13 protein-coding genes and 1 pseudogene are annotated in these 18,114 nt (G+C 71.8%); 10 read left to right on the top strand and 4 right to left on the bottom strand.

Features of this window, described 5'->3' with window-relative positions:
• Positions 1 to 7 precede the first annotated feature (7 nt).
• The 5 genes from OG698_RS39375 (at position 8) to OG698_RS39355 (ending at position 6,078) form a co-directional block, all read left to right on the top strand.
• The gene (locus OG698_RS39375; protein WP_406108830.1) at positions 8 to 2,059 is read left to right on the top strand and encodes a dipeptide ABC transporter ATP-binding protein; all 2,052 of its coding nucleotides are present in this window, start codon (positions 8 to 10) and stop codon (positions 2,057 to 2,059) included.
• Positions 2,060 to 2,151: 92 nt separating this feature from the next.
• A complete protein-coding gene (locus OG698_RS39370; RefSeq protein ID WP_406108828.1) occupies positions 2,152 to 3,240 on the top strand; it encodes a WD40/YVTN/BNR-like repeat-containing protein in 1,089 nt (362 codons plus the stop codon).
• Between the two features lie 34 nt (positions 3,241 to 3,274).
• A complete protein-coding gene (locus OG698_RS39365; protein ID WP_406108826.1) occupies positions 3,275 to 3,952 on the top strand; it encodes a uracil-DNA glycosylase in 678 nt (225 codons plus the stop codon).
• Positions 3,949 to 4,995, top strand: a complete 1,047-nt coding sequence (locus tag OG698_RS39360) for an N-acetylglucosamine kinase (protein ID WP_406108825.1) — start codon at positions 3,949 to 3,951, stop codon at positions 4,993 to 4,995. Before OG698_RS39365 ends, OG698_RS39360 begins: the two co-directional genes overlap by 4 nt.
• Positions 4,996 to 5,127: 132 nt before the next feature.
• The gene (locus tag OG698_RS39355) at positions 5,128 to 6,078 is read left to right on the top strand and encodes a sirohydrochlorin chelatase (RefSeq protein WP_383095392.1); all 951 of its coding nucleotides are present in this window, start codon (positions 5,128 to 5,130) and stop codon (positions 6,076 to 6,078) included.
• Positions 6,079 to 6,163: 85 nt separating this feature from the next.
• Here OG698_RS39355 and OG698_RS39350 read toward each other — a convergent pair whose 3' ends face one another.
• The 4 genes and pseudogenes from OG698_RS39350 to OG698_RS39335 form a co-directional block, all read right to left on the bottom strand.
• Entirely contained in the window at positions 6,164 to 7,204 is a 1,041-nt protein-coding gene (locus OG698_RS39350) for a lactonase family protein (RefSeq protein WP_406108823.1), read from the bottom strand.
• 197 nt (positions 7,205 to 7,401) lie between these two features.
• A complete protein-coding gene (locus tag OG698_RS39345) occupies positions 7,402 to 8,475 on the bottom strand; it encodes a nitric oxide synthase oxygenase (RefSeq protein ID WP_406111535.1) in 1,074 nt (357 codons plus the stop codon).
• A gap of 563 nt (positions 8,476 to 9,038) precedes the next feature.
• The gene (locus OG698_RS39340; protein WP_406108821.1) at positions 9,039 to 10,550 is read right to left on the bottom strand and encodes an FUSC family protein; all 1,512 of its coding nucleotides are present in this window, start codon (positions 10,548 to 10,550) and stop codon (positions 9,039 to 9,041) included.
• 239 nt (positions 10,551 to 10,789) lie between these two features.
• Positions 10,790 to 11,008: pseudogene (locus OG698_RS39335) on the bottom strand (MMPL family transporter); the annotation flags it as partial.
• Positions 11,009 to 11,344: 336 nt separating this feature from the next.
• On the opposite strand from OG698_RS39335, the gene OG698_RS39330 reads away from it, so the two are divergent.
• From OG698_RS39330 to OG698_RS39310, 5 genes are all read left to right on the top strand, one after another.
• Positions 11,345 to 12,814: an aldehyde dehydrogenase family protein gene (locus tag OG698_RS39330; protein WP_406108820.1), complete on the top strand. Its 1,470-nt coding sequence runs from the start codon at positions 11,345 to 11,347 to the stop codon at positions 12,812 to 12,814.
• 42 nt (positions 12,815 to 12,856) lie between these two features.
• Entirely contained in the window at positions 12,857 to 14,425 is a 1,569-nt protein-coding gene (locus OG698_RS39325) for an APC family permease (protein WP_406108819.1), read from the top strand.
• A gap of 20 nt (positions 14,426 to 14,445) precedes the next feature.
• Entirely contained in the window at positions 14,446 to 15,990 is a 1,545-nt protein-coding gene (locus OG698_RS39320) for a GMC family oxidoreductase (protein WP_406108817.1), read from the top strand.
• Positions 15,991 to 16,440: 450 nt separating this feature from the next.
• Positions 16,441 to 17,328 (top strand): LLM class F420-dependent oxidoreductase, encoded by an 888-nt coding sequence (locus OG698_RS39315; protein ID WP_406108815.1) that lies wholly within the window; start codon positions 16,441 to 16,443, stop codon positions 17,326 to 17,328.
• Positions 17,329 to 17,483: 155 nt separating this feature from the next.
• Complete coding sequence (locus OG698_RS39310) at positions 17,484 to 18,071, top strand: dihydrofolate reductase family protein (protein ID WP_406108813.1); 588 nt, start codon at positions 17,484 to 17,486, stop codon at positions 18,069 to 18,071.
• Positions 18,072 to 18,114 lie beyond the last annotated feature (43 nt).

The raw sequence follows: 18,114 nt of genomic DNA, 5'->3' as shown, positions 1-18,114 counted from the left end.
GACAGACATGACCGAGCCCCTGCTCAGGATCGACGACCTGCGCGTCGACATCGCCACCCGCGACCGCACCGTCCACGCCCTCGACGGCATCTCCCTTGACCTGGCCGCCGGTGAGGCGCTCGGCGTCGTCGGCGAGTCCGGCTGCGGCAAGACGATGACGGCGCTCGGCGTCCTCGGACTGCTGCCGCCCGGCGGCCGGATCACCGGCGGGCGCGTCCTGTTCGACGGAGCGGACCTGGCCGCCGCGCCCGCCCCCGTCCTCCAGGACGTACGCGGCAACACCATCGGCATGGTCTTCCAGGACCCGCTGACCTCGCTCAACCCGACCATGATGATCGGCCGCCAGGTCGCCGAGCCGCTCCTCCTGCACCGCGGCGTCTCCCGCAAGGAGGCCTGGGCGCGGGCCGAGGAGACCCTCCGGCTCGTCGGCATGCCTCAGCCCGCCGAGCTCATGAAGGCGTATCCGCACCAGCTGTCGGGCGGCATGCGCCAGCGCGTCGCCATCGCGATGGCGCTGGTCTGCGAGCCGAAACTGCTCATCGCCGACGAGCCGACGACCGCGCTCGACGTGACGACCCAGCACCAGATCCTGGAGCTGATCGATGACCTGCGCGATCAGCTCGGCATGGCGATGATCCTCGTCACGCACGACCTCGGCGTCATCGCGAACCGCGTGGACCGCGTCGCCGTCATGTACGCCGGCAAAGTGGCCGAACAGGCCGACGTACGCGACCTGTTCGCCCGCCCGCGCCACCGCTACACGGAGGCCCTGTTCGCGGCGCTTCCGGAGCGGGCGGGCGACAGCGGTACCGAACTGCACACGATCCCCGGTCTGCCGCCGAACCTGACGGTGCGTCCGGCGGGCTGCCGGTTCGCGCCGCGCTGCCTGTTCGCCACGGACGAGTGCCGTGCCCAGGAACCGCCGCTCGCCGACGACGAACTACGGGGAGCGGAGCATCGGTTCGCCTGCTTCCACCCCGTGCCCGACGTGTCCGAGGAGGGCGAGACGGCCGGCGTCATCGCGCCCGCCGCCATCCCCGCACAGTCGGCCCCGGGTGCGCCGCTTCTCGAACTCGACGGTCTCGTCAAGGAGTTCCCGCTCAAGGGTGGACCGTTCTCGCGCAGTCGCGGCACGGTCAGTGCGGTGGGCGGGGTGTCGCTGACCATCCGCAAGGGCGAGACGTTCGGCATGGTCGGCGAGTCCGGGTGCGGCAAGACGACGCTGGGCCGGATCGTCGCGGGCCTGGAGGACCCGACGGCCGGATCGGTGCGCTTCGGCGGCGAGGACCTCGCGGTCCTCACGCGGGCGGGGCGCCGGGCGCACCGCCGCCGGATCCAGCTCATGTTCCAGGACTCGACCGCGGCCATGGACCCGCGGATGCGGGTCGGCGAGATCCTGCGCGAACCCCTCGTCATCCAGGGCGTCGGCAGCCGCGCCGAGCAGGAGGCGCAGATCGACGGGCTCCTCGACGCCGTGGGGCTGCCGCGGGGCGCCGTCCACCGCTATCCGCACGAGTTCTCCGGCGGCCAGCGCCAACGCCTGGGCCTGGCGAGGGCGTTGACGCTGTCGCCCGATCTGGTGGTCGCGGACGAGCCGGTGTCCGCGCTCGACGTGTCCGTGCAGGCGCAGATCCTCAACCTGATGCGGGAGCTCCAGCGCGAGCGCGGCCTGACGTATCTGTTCATCTCGCACGACCTCGCGGTGGTGCGCTATCTCGCCGACACCGTGGGCGTGATGTACCTCGGCAAGCTCGTCGAGACCGGTCCCGCGGAGGAGGTGTACGCGCGGCCGCTGCATCCGTACACGCGGGGTCTGCTCGACACCGTCAACGTGCCCGATCCGTCGGCCGCCGCCGGTTCCGGGGCTCCTCTTGCCGGTGAGACGCCGTCCGCTGCGAAGCCGCCGTCGGGGTGCCGGTTCCGCACTCGCTGCCCGCTCGCGCAGGACGTCTGCGCCGAGGTCGAGCCGCCGGTCGCGGCGCCGCGCGGAGCCGGCCACCGGGTGGCCTGTCACTTTCCGCTGCCGGTGCCGGAGGAAGCGGCCGCCCAGCCGGTGTGACCTGCGCCGATGCCAGCTCTGAGGGCGACTGTCAGTGGTCGGGTGCAGACTGGGCCGGACCTGAGACAAAGGCGTCCTCGGAGGTGTCCGGCATGACTGAAGTGCTGCTGACGGTTGGCACGCGCAAGGGACTTTTCATCGGCCGCAGGCGGGGCGGCGGCGCGTGGGAGTTCGACGAAGGCCCGTACTTCAATTCGCAGGCCGTGTACTCGGTGGCGATCGACACGCGAGGCGATGTCCCACGGCTGCTTGCGAGCGGGGACAGTGCGCACTTCGGCCCGTCGGTCTTCCACTCCGACGACCTTGGCCGTACGTGGACCGAGCCGTCGCACCCCGCCGTCAAGTTCCCGAAGGACACGGGGGCCTCGCTGGAGCGCGTGTGGCAACTGCATCCGGCGGCCGCCGAGCGGGACGTGGTCTACGCGGGCACCGAGCCGGCAGCGCTCTACCGCTCCGAGGACCGGGGCGAGACGTTCGATCTCGTGCGTCCGCTGTGGGAGCACCCGACACGGTCGAAGTGGGTGCCCGGCGGCGGCGGTGAGGGCCTGCACACGGTGGTCACCGATCCGCGTGACGCGAGCGCGGTGACGGTCGCGGTGTCCACGGCCGGGGTGTTCCGCACGCGGGACGGCGGACAGAGCTGGGAGCCCGCCAACTCCGGGGTCTCCGCGGTCTTCCTGCCCGATCCGAACCCCGAGTTCGGCCAGTGCGTCCACAAGGTCACGCAGGACGCGACCGACCCGGACCGCCTCTACCTCCAGAACCACTGGGGCGTGTACCGCAGCGACGACGGCGGTACCCGGTGGAACGACATCGGGGCGGGCCTTCCCTCGACGTTCGGCTTCGCCGCCGCCGCACATCCGCACCGCGGGGACACGGCGTACGTCTTCCCGATCAACGCCGACTCGGACCGCGTACCCGCGGAGCGGCACTGCCGCGTCTTCCGTACGGAGAATGCGGGCAGAAGCTGGGAACCGCTGACGGCGGGCCTCCCGCAGGGCGATCACTACGGGACGGTGCTGCGCGACGCGATGTGCACGGACGACTCCGACCCGGCGGGCGTGTACTTCGGCAATCGCAACGGCGAGGTGTACGCGTCGGCCGACGACGGTGACAGCTGGCGGCAGTTGGCCTCCCATCTGCCGGACGTGCTGTGCGTGCGAGCGGCCGTGGTCGGTTGATCGGCCCGTCCGTCACAGCAGTAGGGTGACGCCCGTGGCACCACGACCCTTGCACGAAATCGTAGAAGCCGGCTGGGCGAAGGCCCTTGAACCCGTCGCGGATCAGATCACCGCGATGGGCGAGTTCCTGCGCGCGGAGATCGCGGCGGGACGCACGTACCTCCCGGCCGGGCCGAACGTGCTGCGCGCGTTCCAGCAGCCGTTCGACGAGGTGCGGGTCCTGATCGTCGGCCAGGACCCCTATCCGACGCCGGGACATGCCGTCGGGCTCTCGTTCTCGGTCGCGCCCGAGGTGCGGCCGCTGCCCGGCAGCCTCATCAACATCTATCGCGAGCTGAACACGGACCTGGGCCTGCCCCAGCCGTCGAACGGCGACCTGACGCCCTGGACGCAGCAGGGCGTGCTCCTGTTGAACAGGGCGCTCACCACAGCCCCGCGCCGCCCCGCCGCACACCGCGGCAAGGGCTGGGAAGAGGTGACGGAGCAGGCGATCAGGGCGCTGGCCGCGCGCGGCCGCCCGCTCGTGTCCGTCCTGTGGGGACGCGACGCCCGCAATCTGCGCCCGCTCCTCGGCGACCTGCCGGCCGTGGAGTCCGCGCATCCCTCACCCATGTCGGCGGACCGCGGTTTCTTCGGCTCGCGCCCGTTCAGCCGGGCCAACGACCTGCTGGCGCGGCAGGGCGGACAGCCGGTGGACTGGCGGCTGCCGTGACCCGCGGGTCCGCCGCTGCCGGGCCGGGCGACGGAGGGAACGGTCCCGCGGGCCCCGAGTGGGTCCTCGGCGTCGACTCCGGTGGCTCCGGTCTGCGCGTGGCGCTCGCCGCCGCCGGGGACCTCACACGTCCCGAGACGACGGTGTCCCGCGAGCCCGTGCGGACCGGTGCGGCGGGCATCGACGCCGGGCATCTGCTCGCACAGGTGCTTCCGATGGCCCGGGAGCTGCTCGCCCGCGTCCGCGACCGCGGCCCGGGCGCCCCGCGGCTGAGCGCGGTCGCCGTCGGCGCGGCCGGCATGGCCACGCTCGGCGACGGACTGCGGGCCGAGCTCCCGGACGCGCTCGCGGCCGAACTGGGCGTACGGCGGCTCGCGTTGGCCGCGGACGGTGTCACCGCGTACGCGGGCGCGCTCGGCCAGCGGCCCGGCGCGGTCGTCGCCGCGGGCACCGGCATGATCGCGCTCGGCACGGACCTCGGCACCTGGCGCAGGGCCGACGGCTGGGGGCATCTCCTCGGCGACTGCGGGGGCGGCGCGTGGATCGGCCGTGCGGGCCTGGACGCGGCGATGCGGGCGTACGACGGACGGCGCGGGGGCTCCGCCGCGCTTCTCGCCCTGGCGGAGGAGCGGTTCGGCCCGGTGGCCGGGCTGCCCGCACGGATCTATCCGCGTACGGACCGTCCCGCCGTCCTTGCCTCCTTCGCGCCGGACGTGGCCCGCGCCGCACTCGACGACTCCGTCGCCGCCGGAATCCTGCGTGCGGCGGCAGGCCATATCGCCGAGGCGGCGGCCGCGGTGTGCCCCGCGGGCGACGGCAGTGAAGTGGCGCTCACGGGCGGCCTGTTCAAGATGGGCGAGCCGCTGCTCGCCCCGCTCCGTGCCGAGCTCGCGGAGCAACTCCCGTACGCCGAAGCCGTGTCGGCGACCGGCGACCCCCTGCACGGCGCGCTGGTGATCGCCGCCGCGCTCGCGCTCGACGGCCTGCTCCTGCCGTGCGACGGCCGCCTCCTCCACGTCCCCCGGGAGGATGCCGGCCGCTAAGGGCGGCCCTTGCGCCCCCTCTGACCTGGACAGTTGACCCATTCGTCACCGAAAGGATAAATCCGGACGGATACCGCTCAGCTGCCCCCTCCCCGAACAAGGGAGACCCGCGAGCCAGTAGCATGCGGCGGCATGAGCTCCCCCACTGGGCCTGCATCCGGCCTGCCTGTACGAATGCCGCGACCCCGTCAGCCCGGTCGGCACCGCCGCCCGGAACCCGTGGCCGCCCCCGAGGGCGCACCCGCACTCGTCCTCGCGGTGCCCGGCACGCCCAGCAGCACCTCGCGCAGCCTCGCCGAAGAGGTCGTGAGCATCGCCCGCTCCGAGCTGCCGGGCCTCGACGCCCGCATCGGATACCTCGACGGTGACGACTCGGAGGCCGCCGAGGCCTCGGCCTTCGCCGAGTTCCCCTCCCTGCGGGCCGTGCTGTCGCGCGCCGCGAAGGAGCGCACCGCCCGTTTCGAGCAGGCCCGTGCCGCGGGCGCCGACGTCGCGGAGCCCGACGGACCGGTCGCCGTGGTCGTGCCCCTGCTCGCGGGCCCGGACAGCGCGCTCACGCGCCGTATCCGGCAGGCCGTGATCGACAGCCGTACGGCCGCCGAGCTGACGGATGTCCTCGGCCCGCACCCGCTGCTCGCGGAGGCGCTGCACGTGCGTCTGTCGGAGGCGGGCCTGGCCCGTGCCGACCGCGCCCGGCTGTTCACGGTGGCGACCGCCGCCGACGGCATCATCCTCGCCTCGGTCGGCGGCGACGAGGCCGTCCAGGCGGCCGGGATCACCGGCATGCTCCTGGCCGCGCGCCTCGCGGTGCCGGTCATGGCGGCCGCGCTCGACGAGGAGGGTGCCATCGCGGCAACCGCCGAGCAGCTGCGCGGCTCCGGCTCGCAGCAGCTGGCGCTCGCGCCGTACCTGATCGGTCCCGAGATAGACGCCAGCCTCCTCCAGGCGGCGGCGAACGAGGCGGGCTGCGCGTCCGCCGAGTCGCTGGGCGCCTACCCGGCGATCGGCAAGCTGGCCCTGTCGAAGTACGCGACGGCGTTGGGCATCGCCCCGCAGCAGCCGCAGGGCGCGCCGGTCCTCTAGCGGACCAGGCACGTACACAGGCACCGGAGACGGGCCCGAACCCCCATGGGGTCGGGCCCGTCTCCGTATCCGCTCGGGAACGGTCTCAGCCGAAGATCACGCAGGACGCGGCGGGCGCCTCGATGGAGCCGCCGCGGCGCGGGAGGCCGGTCTCGCGGTCCACGGAGAACCAGGTCACGTCGCCGGACCGCTCGTTCGCCGCGTACAGGAAGCGGCCCGAGGGGTGCAGGGCCAGGTCGCGCGGCCAGTCGCCGCCGCAGGAGACGGTGGCGCGCAGCGTGGGGCGGTCACCGATGGCGTCGAGGGCGAGGACGGAGATGACGTTCGCGCCGCGCGTGGCGGTCCACAGGAAGCGCCCGTCGGGCGCCACGACGACCTCGGACGGGAAGGCGTCGCCGTGCGGCGCGTCCGGCAGCACGGAGATCTCGCCGAGCGGCTGCAGGGCGCCCTCGGCGGTGTCCCACTGGCAGACGGTGACGGTCGGCGTGAGCTCGTTCAGGATGTACGCGCGGTCGCCGCGCGGGTGGAACGCGAGGTGCCGAGGCCCTGAGCCGGGCCGCAGCGCGACCTCGCGGTGGACGTCCAGGCTTCCGCCCTTCATCGAGCAGACGCGTACGGAGTCGGTGCCGAGGTCCACACTGACGGCCCAGCGGCCGCTGGGGTCCGGCACCACCTGGTGGGCGTGCGGGCCCTGCTGGCGCTTGGGGTGGGTGCCCGAACCCTCGTGGCGCAGCACGTCGGCGGAGTCGCCGTCGAGGGTGCCGTCGGCGCGCAGCCGTACCGAAGTGACGCTTCCCGAGCCGTAGTTGGCGGTGAGTACATGGCCGTCGTACAGCGCGAGATGGGTGGGGCCCGAGCCGCGAACGGGGACGCCGCGCCCGGCGAGTTCCGGCTTGCCGTCCCCCGTACGGAACGCCGCCACGGCCCCCTCGGCGGTCTCGCTCACCGCGTAGAGGAGGTCGCGCGCGGGCGAGAGCGCGAGGTACGAGGGGTCGGGGAGCGTGTCGACGGCGCTGAGCACGGTGAGTGAGCCGCTGTCCATGTGGACGGACGCGGTGACGATCCCGGAACCTCCCGCGGCGGTGAAGGATCCGATGTACGCCCGTCCGCCCTGCCTGTCGCCCACGCCGATCCCCTTGCGCCGGATGCACGGTGAGCCCGGTGCTCGCCGTCCGTGCGGCCGACGGTAGCAGCGGGTCCAGGGCCTTTCGTTTGGATCAGGCCGGATCAGGGAGCGGGGTCATGGGGACCCGCCTGCTCGAGCGCAGCCGAGAGCTCGCGGGGAGTCGGCGACTGACGACAACGCCGCAGAGGGGCGTGGCCCTAGACCAAGAACTCGCCGGACGCTCTGGCGAGCGCCTCGGGATGCTGCACGTACGCCGGCGTGCGCTCCGTGGTGTCGTACGTGCGGTGGAAGACGGGGGTCGCCGAGCCGGAGATCGGCGGCACGATCCAGGACCAGTCGGCGCCCACGGTGCGGCCCTTGCGCTCCTCGCGGTCGAGGTGGGTGAGGAAGCGCCGGGACTCGGTGTGATGGTCCGTGACCGTGACGCCGGCGCGGTCGAAGGAGAACAGGACGGCGCGGTTCAGCTCCACGAGGGCGCGGTCCTTCCACAGGGACCGGTCGCTGGTGGTGTCGAGGCCGAGGCGTTCCGCGATGCGCGGCAGGAGGTCGTAGCGGTCGGTGTCGGCGAGGTTGCGGGCGCCTATCTCGGTACCCATGTACCAGCCGTTGAAGGGGGCGGCCTGGTAGCAGACCCCGCCGATCTCCAGGCACATCGTGGACAGGGCCGGCACGGCGTGCCAGCGCAGGCGCAGCCCGGCCCACCAGTCGTGGTCCTCGTGCTCGATGGGCACTTCGAGGACCGCGTCGGGCGGCAGGTCGAAGCAGCGTGGCTTGTCGTCGGTGCCCTGGACGATCAGGGGCAGCACGTCGAAGGGGGTGCCGTCGCCGCCGCGCCAGCCGAGGCGCCGGGCGAGCGCGGTGAGGCCTTCATTGCGCGGGTCGCCGACGACGCGGCCGTCACGCTGGACGTACCCCGCGTACCGGATGAGCTGTTCGTTCCAGATGCGGGGCCCGGGGCGGTCGGGCGCGTCGGGTGCGAAGACGGTGATCAGAGGACGGATGCGGCCGCCTTGCGATGCCTCGCGCAGATGGTCGGTGCAGGCGGCTGCGATGTCCTCGGCGGCGGTGAGGTGGCGGCGGTCGCGGACGTGCAGGGAGTTCCAGTAGAGGCGGCCGATGCAGCGGTTGGCGTTCCGCCAGGCGACGCGGGCCCCGAAGGTGAGCTCGCGCTCGGTGTGGCGATACGTTCCTGTGTCCGCGATCTCGGCGTATGCCTCCGTGAGGCGGGCTGCCGGGTCACCGAGCCGCTCCTCGGCGTGGTGGGCGCGGATGAAGCCGGAGGCGGCGGGCCAGAGCTCTGGGGTGCGGGGGGCTGGGTTACGGGGGTCGGGGCCGTGGGAGCCGGGGCTGCGGGGGTGGCCGATGCCGGCGGGGGCGCGTGCGGAGGAGTGATGGCGGGTGGCCCCTTCCGGGCAGTCCCAGGGCGCGGCCCCATCCCAAGGCACGGTTCGATCCCAGGCCGTGGCTCCGTCCCTGGCGTCGGCTCGGTCCAGCCATCCGGCGGGCCCGTCGGTTCGCTGCGGTGTATCGGGCATGGCGCACTCCCAGAGGGTCCCCGGCCGCTGGCCCTCCCGCGGGGCCGCGCACTCCGTGCGTCCACATGATGCCGCTGCGTCACCCGTCCGGGGGCCGATCCGTCGTCTACGTGACAGGCGAATCCGCCCCGGAACGTGCCGGACCGTCCACCTCACGGGGCGTTGCCGCAGGTAGGACGAGTGACGCAGGGCCGCGGCCGTACGCGCGATTCAGCCCGGAGGAGAGGGGGGCGCACAGGGCAGTACTGGGGCGCGAATTGTGCGGCGCGCGCCCCTCGGAGGGCCCGCGCCCCGAGGGCTCAGGCGCTGACCGGAACGCGGTTGGATCCGCGCAGAGGAACGGCGAGTTCGAGCAGGGCCTGTTCCAGGGCGTGGAGATGCGCCAGCACGGGTTCGCCCTCGACGAGCTGCGGCAGCGTCGCGGATTCGGTCTGGCGACGCGCCCCGCCCGACGGCGTGTCCGTGAGCGCCTCGACGGCCGTCTCCACGCGCCAGCAGGCCGCGGCGAGCCGCGCGTCGTGCGAGGCCTCCGGGTCGGCGACGACGGAGGCGAGCCCGCGCACCTCGCGCGCACAGTCGTCGAGCAGCGCGAGTACGTGCCGGGCCCGGCCCATCCGCGCCCGCATCGGGCTGAACGGATGCACCAGCGGCGCGAGCGAGAGCCGCACCCTGCCGAGGATCGACTCAAGCTCGGCCACACGCCGGGCCGGGTCGGCCGTCGGTGAACCCGCCAGCCGGGCTGCGGCCTCGGCGGTGCAGGCGTGCACGCAGCGCAAGGCACGTTCGACCCACGCGTCGGTGACGGAGTGCGTGGTCACCGGCAGCACGAGCAGCACCGCGAGCACGGCGCCGAGCGCCCCGACGGCGGTCTCGCTGACCCGCAGGGCCAGCAGCGCCGGGTCGAGCACGCCGAGCAGCCCGTACAGCATGCTCGCCATGACGGTGACGGCGAGCATCATCCACGTGTACGAGACAGCGGCGGTGTAGAAGATCCCGAACACGCTGAGGGCGACGATCACGGCGGCCACGACGGGCTGGTCGTGCAGCGGCACGGCCACGGCGAGGCCCAGGACGATGCCCAGCACCGTGCCCAGGAACCGCCGGAACCCGCGCACCACGGTCTCCCCGCGGGACGTGGTGTTCACAAACACCCACCACGTGGCGCCCACGGCCCAGTACCACCGCTGGTCGGACAGCACCTGACCGGCGGCGAGCGCGAAGCCGGCGCCCACGGTCGCCTGCACGGCCTGCCGCGTCGTGATGCGTGCGAGTCGGCTCCCGCCGGTGGGCGCCGCCACCACCGCGGGCGCCGGCAGGCGGCGCTCGTAACACCACAGGCCGAACCGCACGACCGACGCGGCGGCGAGCGAGAGGAGTACCGCGGCGTACAGCTCGGGGAGCTGGTCCGGCACGGTGTGCAGGAACTGCGCGGCGAAGAAGGTCATGAACGCGAACACGCCGAGGGAGTGCCCGCGCGGCCCCCACCGCCGCGCGTACACCCCGGCGCCCACGACCGCGAGGAACGCCAGGTCACGGGCGACGGGCAGGTCGTGCAGGACGGCCGCGAGCCCGAGCACCGGGAGGCCGACGGCCGGCAGCAGCGCGGTCGTCACGGCCTGTCCGCGCACCGTCGCGTCGGTCACGGTGAACAGGGCGAGCAGCGCGGCCAGACCACCGGTGATGGCCGCGACGAGCGAGTGTCCGGCGAGCCCGCATAGGGCCACCGCAAGGCTGATGCCGAGGACGCCACGGGCCGCGAAGCGCAACCGCAGCCGCCCCGGATCCGGAGCCACGAACACCCTCTTCAGCACAGCCACCCACCCTTTCCGCGTCACCGCGAAACTCCGCATGAAAAAGGCGCCGCGGAGATCCCGCAGCGCCATCGACGGGGACATCAGAGCATCTCAAGGGCCTATGGATCAACCGCGGCCGAATATCTTGGGCCAATGGCCCAGCCAAAAGCTCCGCGCGTCGGCCGGGAGGGGACCAACGGACCACGCCGAGGGAGACGGCGCACCGCCGGCCTTCGAACCGGCCGGCGACCACGGCCGACGCCCCGTCCCCCACGCTTGAAGCCGGTGACGACCGCCTCGGCGGGGCGGGCCCCATGGACGTACGCCTCTCGCATCCGCGTCACGAGGAACACCTCCTGGCCCATCGCCAGGCCGCACACCAGGCCGATCACGAAGATCGGCATCATCGACATGACGAGGCCCGGCTGGTAGACGCCGACGACGTCCGCGAGCCGGCCCCACTGGAACCTGCTGACTTCCCTGACGTGGCACGCGCACCGTCGGGTTGGTCGCGCCTGCCACCACCCGACGGAGCCTCTCTTGCCGTGGCCACCCTTCCGCTCTTGCCGTGGCCGCCCTTCCGCCCGGTTCTCGTCCCGCGATCTCCCCTTCCGACATCGCCGTACTCCGGCGCCGGTGGGTGCCGGCAACGGGATGCCCCTCACCTCACCGCCGGCCCCCGCGGTGCTGCACAGACGCCGCCGCATACTTACTGTCGGTCAGTGGAGCACCACACCGCGTGCTCGGGAGCGGGGTCGGAGGGCCGATCATGCTCGGGAGCTGGATCGAACGTCCGACCCGGAGGAGTCTGCATGCCTGAGCTGTTCATCGGTGGCAGGTGGATCGCTGCCGTCGACGGGCGGGTGCGCGAGATCCGCTGCCCGGCCGATGGCACGCTGATCGCCACGGTCGACGAGGCGGGTCCGCAGGACGCGGCGGCGGCGGTCGCCGCGGCCCGTGAAGCCTTCGACCGCGGACCGTGGCCCGCCACACCGGCCGCCGAGCGCGGCGCGCTGCTGCTGCGTGTGGCCGCCCTCATCGAGCGTGACAAGAACACACTCGCCTGCGCCGAATCCCTGGACACCGGGAAACGGCTCGTGGAGAGCGAGTACGACATGGACGACATCGCCAACTGCTTCCGCTACTTCGGCAGTCTGGTGGCCTCCGGCGGCACCGACCGGATCGTCGACACCGGCAACCCCGGCGTGGACAGCCGAGTGGTGCACGTGCCGGTCGGCGTGTGCGCGCTGATCACTCCCTGGAACTATCCGCTGCTGCAGACCGCCTGGAAGGTCGCCCCCGCGCTCGGCGCGGGCAACACCTTCGTCCTCAAGCCCAGCGAGCTCACTCCCCACACCGCGATCATCCTGATGCGGCTGCTGGCCGAGGCCGGACTGCCCGACGGGGTCGCCAATCTCGTCCTGGGCACCGGTCCGGACGCGGGGGCACCGCTCACCGAGGACCCTCGGGTCGACATGGTGTCGTTCACCGGTGGTCTCGTCACGGGACGGCGCATCATGGCCGCGGCCGCGGCCACCGTGAAGAAGGTGGCTCTGGAGCTCGGCGGCAAGAACCCCAACATCGTGTTCGGCGACGCCGACTACGGGACGGCTGTCGACTACGCCCTGATGGCCGTGTTCCTGCACTCAGGTCAGGTCTGTTCGGCCGGGGCGCGGCTGCTGGTCCAGGACGAGCTGCACGACAGGTTCGTCGAGGACCTGGTGGTGCAGGCCCGGGCGATCCCGATGGGCGGCCCGTTCGACGAGGATGCCCGCACGGGTCCGCTGATCTCCGCCGCCCACCGCGACAAGGTCGAGGCATATGTGGCCGCGGGTGTTGCGGAGGGTGCGGTGCTGCGCTGCGGTGGCGTCCGCCCCGAGGACCCGGCACTGCGGGACGGTTACTACTATCCGCCGACCGTCCTCACCGACTGCACCCCGGGCATGTCGGTGGTGCGCGACGAATCCTTCGGCCCGGTCCTGACCGTCGAGCGGTTCCGCGACGAGGCCGAGGCGGTCGCCCTCGCGAATGACACCGTCTACGGCCTGACCGGAGCGGTCTGGACACAGAACACCGAGCGAGCCGAGCGGGTCGCGTCCCTGCTGAACGCCGGGACCGTATGGATCAACGACTTCCACCCGTACGTACCGCAGGCCGAGTGGGGCGGTATGAAGCAGTCCGGGGTCGGCCGGGAGCTGGGTCCGACCGGCCTCGCGGAGTACCAGGAGGCCAAGCACATCTGGCGTAACACCGCGCCACGGCCGCAGCGGTGGTTCGAGTGAGCCCTGGGCACCCCACCACCCGCGCGGGAGAGGAGAACGGCGATGCCGGACGTTCCGCCTGACGGACCTGGTCGCGCCGCGAGTGGTCACGACCAGGACGCCGCGCTCACGGAGCTGGGCTACAAGCCCGAACTCAAGCGCACCCTCGGCAATTTCCACACCTTCGCCGCCGGAATCAGTTACATCTCCATCCTGACAGGCACCTTCCAGCTGTTCTACTTCGGCGTCAGCTTCGGCGGGCCGGCCTACTGGTGGTCGTGGCCGATGGTCTTCATCGGGCAGCTGATGGTGGCGCTGAGCTTCTGTGAACTCGCGGCGCGCTTCCCCGTCGCGGGGTCGGTCTACAACTGGGCCAAGCACACGGGCGGTCCGCACATCGGCTGGCTGGCGGGCTGGATGATGACGATCGCGACCATGGTGTCGCTGGCCGCCGTGGCCCTCGCATACCAGCTGACGCTGCCCCAGATCTCGGGCTTCTTCCAGGTGATCGGCGACGGGACGGGACAGTACGACGCGGCCGCCAACGCCGTGCTCCTGGGCACGATCCTCATCCTCTTCACCACCCTGATCAACGCCTTCGGCGTCAAACTGATGGCCACCATCAACTCCGCCGGGGTGTTCATCGAGTTGATCGCCGCGGTCGTGCTGGTGGGCCTGCTGGCAGCGCACATCACCCGCGGTCCGAGCGCGATCCTCGACACCGACGGCTACGGACAGGGCCAGCCGCTCGGCTACCTCGGCGCATTCCTGACCGCGTCGCTCGCCTCGGCGTACGTGATGTACGGCTTCGACACCGCCTCCTCGCTCGGCGAGGAGTCCATCGATCCGGCCCGCAACGCTCCGCGCGCCATCCTGCGCGCACTCATCGCCTCCTTCGTCCTGGGCGGCCTGATCCTGCTCTTCGCGCTGCTCGCCACCCCTGATCTACGGGCCGAAGAGCTGTCGGTGGACGGTCTGCAGTACGTGGTGAAGGCCACGCTCGGCGAGACGGTCGGCCTGGCCGTGCTGTGGTGCGTCGTCATCGCCATCACCGTGTGCGCCTTGTCCGTACAGACCGCCGGCCTGCGCATGGCGTTCGCGATGGCCCGCGACAACAACCTGCCGGCCGGCTCCAAACTGGCCAGGATCAGCCCGCGGTTCAAGACACCGGTGGTCGCCACGTGCCTGATCGGGATCGTGGCGATCGCCATCCTCGTCGTCAACATCAAACAACCGCAGATCTTCTCGGTTGTCACCAGCATCGCCATCATCATGATCTACATCGCGTATCTGCTGGTCACGGGTCCCATGCTGGTACAGCGGCTGCGCGGCGAGTGGACGCCCGCGCCCGGCTACTTCTCACTGGGCCGCTTCGGCCTGCCGGTCAACATCCTGGCGGTGCTCTGGGGCGCCGCGATGTCGGTCAACCTGCTGTGGCCGCGCGCCGCGGTCTACAACGCCACCGGACCCCAGCACTGGTATCTGCGATGGGGCGGCGTCCTGTTCGTCAGCGTCGTCGCGGCCGCGGGCTTCGCCTACTACTGGTTCGTGCAGCGCAAGAAGACCGGCGTGATCGCCGAACACGCCGTCGGAGAACCACCGGAGCCCGCAGCGGCCCACGGCGGAGCCTGAATCGAGAAGGAGCAGCAGAGGTGGATGAGTTCGATTACGTGGTGGTCGGCGGTGGTACGGCCGGGGCGGTCGTGGCCGCGCGGCTGAGCGAGGATCCGGCCGTCACTGTCTGCGTGCTGGAAGCCGGTCCCTCCGACGTCGGCGACGACAGCATCCTGCGGCTCGAGCGGTGGATGGCCCTGCTGGAGTCCGGTTACGACTGGGACTACCCGGTGGAGCCGCAGGAGAACGGCAACAGCTTCATGCGGCACGCCCGCGGCAAGGTCCTCGGCGGCTGCTCGTCGCACAACTCCTGCATCGCGTTCTGGGCGCCGGCCGAGGATCTCGACGAGTGGGGGGCGCTGGGCTGTACGGGGTGGAGCGCCGCGGACTGCTACCCGCTCTACCAGCGCCTGGAGACCAACGACGCGCCCGGGGACCACCATGGCCGCTCCGGCCCCGTCACCATCCGCACCATCCCGCCCAACGACCCGTGCGGCAGGGCCCTGTTGGCCGCCTGCGCCGACGCGGGCATTCCCACCACGCCGTTCAACACCGGCTCCACGGTGGTGCGCGGCGCGCACTGGTTCCAGATCAACGCCCGCGAGGACGGCACCCGTTCGTCCGCGTCCGTGTCGTATCTCCATCCGATTCTCGACAGCCGGCCGAATCTGGAGATCCGTACCGGGCTCCAGGCCAAGTTGCTGCGGTTCGACGACGGCAATCGCTGCACCGGTGTCGACTACTTGGAGCCCGACACCATTCACAGCGGCTCGGTCGCGGCGCGGCGTGAAGTCATCGTGAGCTGCGGGGCCATCGACTCGCCGAAGCTGCTGATGCTGTCGGGCATCGGCCCGGCCGGGGATCTGCGCGACTGCGGCGTCGATGCGCGGGTGGAGTCCCCCGGGGTCGGCTCGCATCTCCAGGACCATCCGGAGGGTGTGATCATGTGGGAGGCGAAGCAGCCCATGGTCACGAGGTCCACCCAGTGGTGGGAGATCGGCATCTTCGCCGGAACCGAACCGGGCCTGGACCGGCCGGACTTGATGTTCCACTACGGCTCGGTGCCCTTCGACATGAACACGTACCGGCGCGGCTACCCGACGACGGACAACGCGTTCTGTCTCACGCCGAACGTCACCCGGGCCCGGTCCATGGGCACGGTGCGGCTGCGCACCCGCGACTTCCGTGACAAGCCCAAGGTCGACCCGCGGTACTTCACGGATGAGCACGACATCCGGGTGATGATCCACGGGCTTCGGCTCGCACGGGAGATCACGGCGCAGGCGCCGATGGCCGCGTGGGCGGGTGCCGAACTCGCCCCGGGCCCGGCCGCTCAGTCCGACGACGAGCTGTTCTCCTACATCAAGGAGACCCACAACACGGTGTATCACCCGGCGGGAACGGTCCGGATGGGCTCGGCGTCCGACGCGGACTCTCCGCTCGACCCGCAGCTGCGGGTCAAGGGGGTCAGCGGGCTGCGGGTGGCCGACGCGTCGGTCATGCCGTTCCTGCCTGCCGTCAATCCGTGCATCACGACGATGATGATCGGCGAGAAGTGCGCCGTCATGATCAAGGCGGGTTGATCCGGGGAGGGTGTTGACGGTGCGGCCCGCCCGCGCGGCCATCGCGCACGGCTTTGTGGTGATGAAACTGTCCGAGTCGGACATCGAGTCTCTCCGACAGAACCACGCGGCCCCCGTGATCACCGTCAAGATCTGGCGCCGCAGCCCGCCTACCGCATCGACCAGAGGACGCAGCATGGCCACCGACCGCTCCTCCGGCCTCCGCCGATCAATGCGAGCGAGGCCCGTACCCGGGCGGCGAACCACGAAATGCTCCCGCCCCCACCGCGGACGGCGCATCGCGCGCAAGGGCCGTCTGCCTCGCCGGTGTCCGCATCCGGTCGGCACCCGGCCGCCGAACTCGATCACCCACATCAGGCACATCGCAGACATCACGCGGAATACAAGATCACCCACGAGGGTTTGCGGCAGACGTCGAACATCGATCCACCTGGCAGCGGGAGACAGCTCATGAGCGTCAGCGACAGCAGCAGCACGCAGGCATCTTCGATCGGCAGGTACGGCCTGTGGAACACCGGGCTGCGCGACCCGGACCCTGCCCGGGCGGCCGAACTCGCCGAAACCGCAGTGGAGTTGGAGCAGATCGGCTACGGCGCGCTCTGGCTCGGCGGCAGCAGTGGCATCGAACACGCCGCCCCGCTGATCGAGGCCACCTCGAAGATCACCGTCGCGACCGGCATCCTCAGCATCTGGCAGCACGAGGCGCGGGAGACCACCGACCGCTGGGCCGCCCTGGAGGCCGCCCACCCCGGCCGGTTCCTGCTCGGCCTCGGGGTGAGCCACGCGAAGCTCACCGCGCAGTACAAGCGTCCGTACGGCGCCATGGTCGACTATCTCGACGCGCTGGACGCCGCGGGGATCCCGGCCGACCGCCGCGTGCTGGCCGCGCTCGGCCCGCGCATGCTGGAGCTCTCCCGGGACCGTGCCGCCGGCGCCCACCCGTATCTGGTCACCCCGGAGCACACCGCGCAGGCCCGTGAGGTGCTCGGCCAGGGGCCGCTGCTCGCGCCGGAGTTCACCGTGGTCCTGGAGGCCGACCCGGACCGCGCCCGCGCGACCGCCCGCGAGACGCTCGCGCTCTATCTGCAGCTGGTCAACTACACCAACAGCTGGCTGCGTCTTGGCTTCACCGAGGACGACTTCGCGAACGGCGGCAGCGACCGGCTCGTCGACGCCCTCTTCGGCTGGGGTGACGAGCAGCGGGTGCGCGAGCGGATCGACGCCTTCCTGGACGCGGGCGCGGACCACGTCGCCATCCAGGTGCTGGCCTCGGGCGAGGACCGGGCCGGCCTTCCCCGGGAGCAGTGGCGGCGGCTGGCGACGGCACTGGAGCTCTGAGTCCAGCGGCGTGAAATCCTCGCGCGAAATCCGGTGCCTCCCAGGTCCGCCCCTGTCGCGCACCCCATGCGCCCCGCACCCGCATACGGGTGGGGGATGACCGACGGCCGTGATCCGCCTGGGCCACAACCACCGGGAGAAATGGGTGAGTTGAGATGCGAGACATCATTCTGGGCATGTCGGTTTCCCTCGACGGTTACATCGAGGGACCGGACCGCGACATCAGCTGGCACCGGGTCGACGAGGAGCTGCACCGGTACTTCAACGCGGAGCTCGCCGGAATGAGCGCCTTCATGGACGGGCGGGTCACCCATGAGCTGATGGTGTCGGTCTGGCCGACCGTCGACGCCGACCCGGACTGCGGCGAGACGATGGCCGAGTTCGCCGGCATCTGGCGGAACATGCCCAAGATCGTGTTCTCCAGGACACTGGAGAACACCGCTCAGAACACCGACTGGAACACGACGATCGTGCGGGACGTCGTCGTGGAGGACATCCTGGCGCTGACGGCGCAGCCCGGCGGGGACATGTCACTCGGCGGGGCCGGTCTCGCCGCGACGTTCATGGAGCTCGACCTGGTCGACGAGTTCCGCCTATACGTCCATCCGGTGCTGATCGGGGGCGGGAAGCCGCTGTTCCCGGCGGCGGGCCGCGCCGTCGCGCTCCGGCTCATGGAGACCCGGACGTTCGGGAACGGGGTCGTCATGCTGCGCTACCGGCGCGCGGCGGAGGCGGCCTCGTAAGTCACCCGTCCGCGGATACGGGACCGCCCCGGTCGGCTGATGC

Origin of the sequence: Streptomyces sp. NBC_01003 (genome assembly GCF_045162695.1) — a bacterium.
Taxonomy (GTDB): Bacteria; Actinomycetota; Actinomycetes; order Streptomycetales; family Streptomycetaceae; genus Streptomyces.
Note: the sequence above shows the minus strand (reverse complement) of the source record. Positions and strands in the feature narration are given on the sequence as shown.

What these genes read in the sequence shown, in the direction of transcription:
- OG698_RS39375 (WP_406108830.1), top strand. Translation starts at nt 8, where the DNA reads ATGACCGAGCCCCTGCTCAGGATCGACGACCTGCGCGTCGACATCGCC.
- OG698_RS39370 (WP_406108828.1), top strand. Translation starts at nt 2,152, where the DNA reads ATGACTGAAGTGCTGCTGACGGTTGGCACGCGCAAGGGACTTTTCATC.
- OG698_RS39355 (WP_383095392.1), top strand. Translation starts at nt 5,128, where the DNA reads ATGAGCTCCCCCACTGGGCCTGCATCCGGCCTGCCTGTACGAATGCCG.
- OG698_RS39330 (WP_406108820.1), top strand. Translation starts at nt 11,345, where the DNA reads ATGCCTGAGCTGTTCATCGGTGGCAGGTGGATCGCTGCCGTCGACGGG.
- OG698_RS39325 (WP_406108819.1), top strand. Translation starts at nt 12,857, where the DNA reads ATGCCGGACGTTCCGCCTGACGGACCTGGTCGCGCCGCGAGTGGTCAC.
- OG698_RS39315 (WP_406108815.1), top strand. Translation starts at nt 16,441, where the DNA reads ATGAGCGTCAGCGACAGCAGCAGCACGCAGGCATCTTCGATCGGCAGG.
- OG698_RS39310 (WP_406108813.1), top strand. Translation starts at nt 17,484, where the DNA reads ATGCGAGACATCATTCTGGGCATGTCGGTTTCCCTCGACGGTTACATC.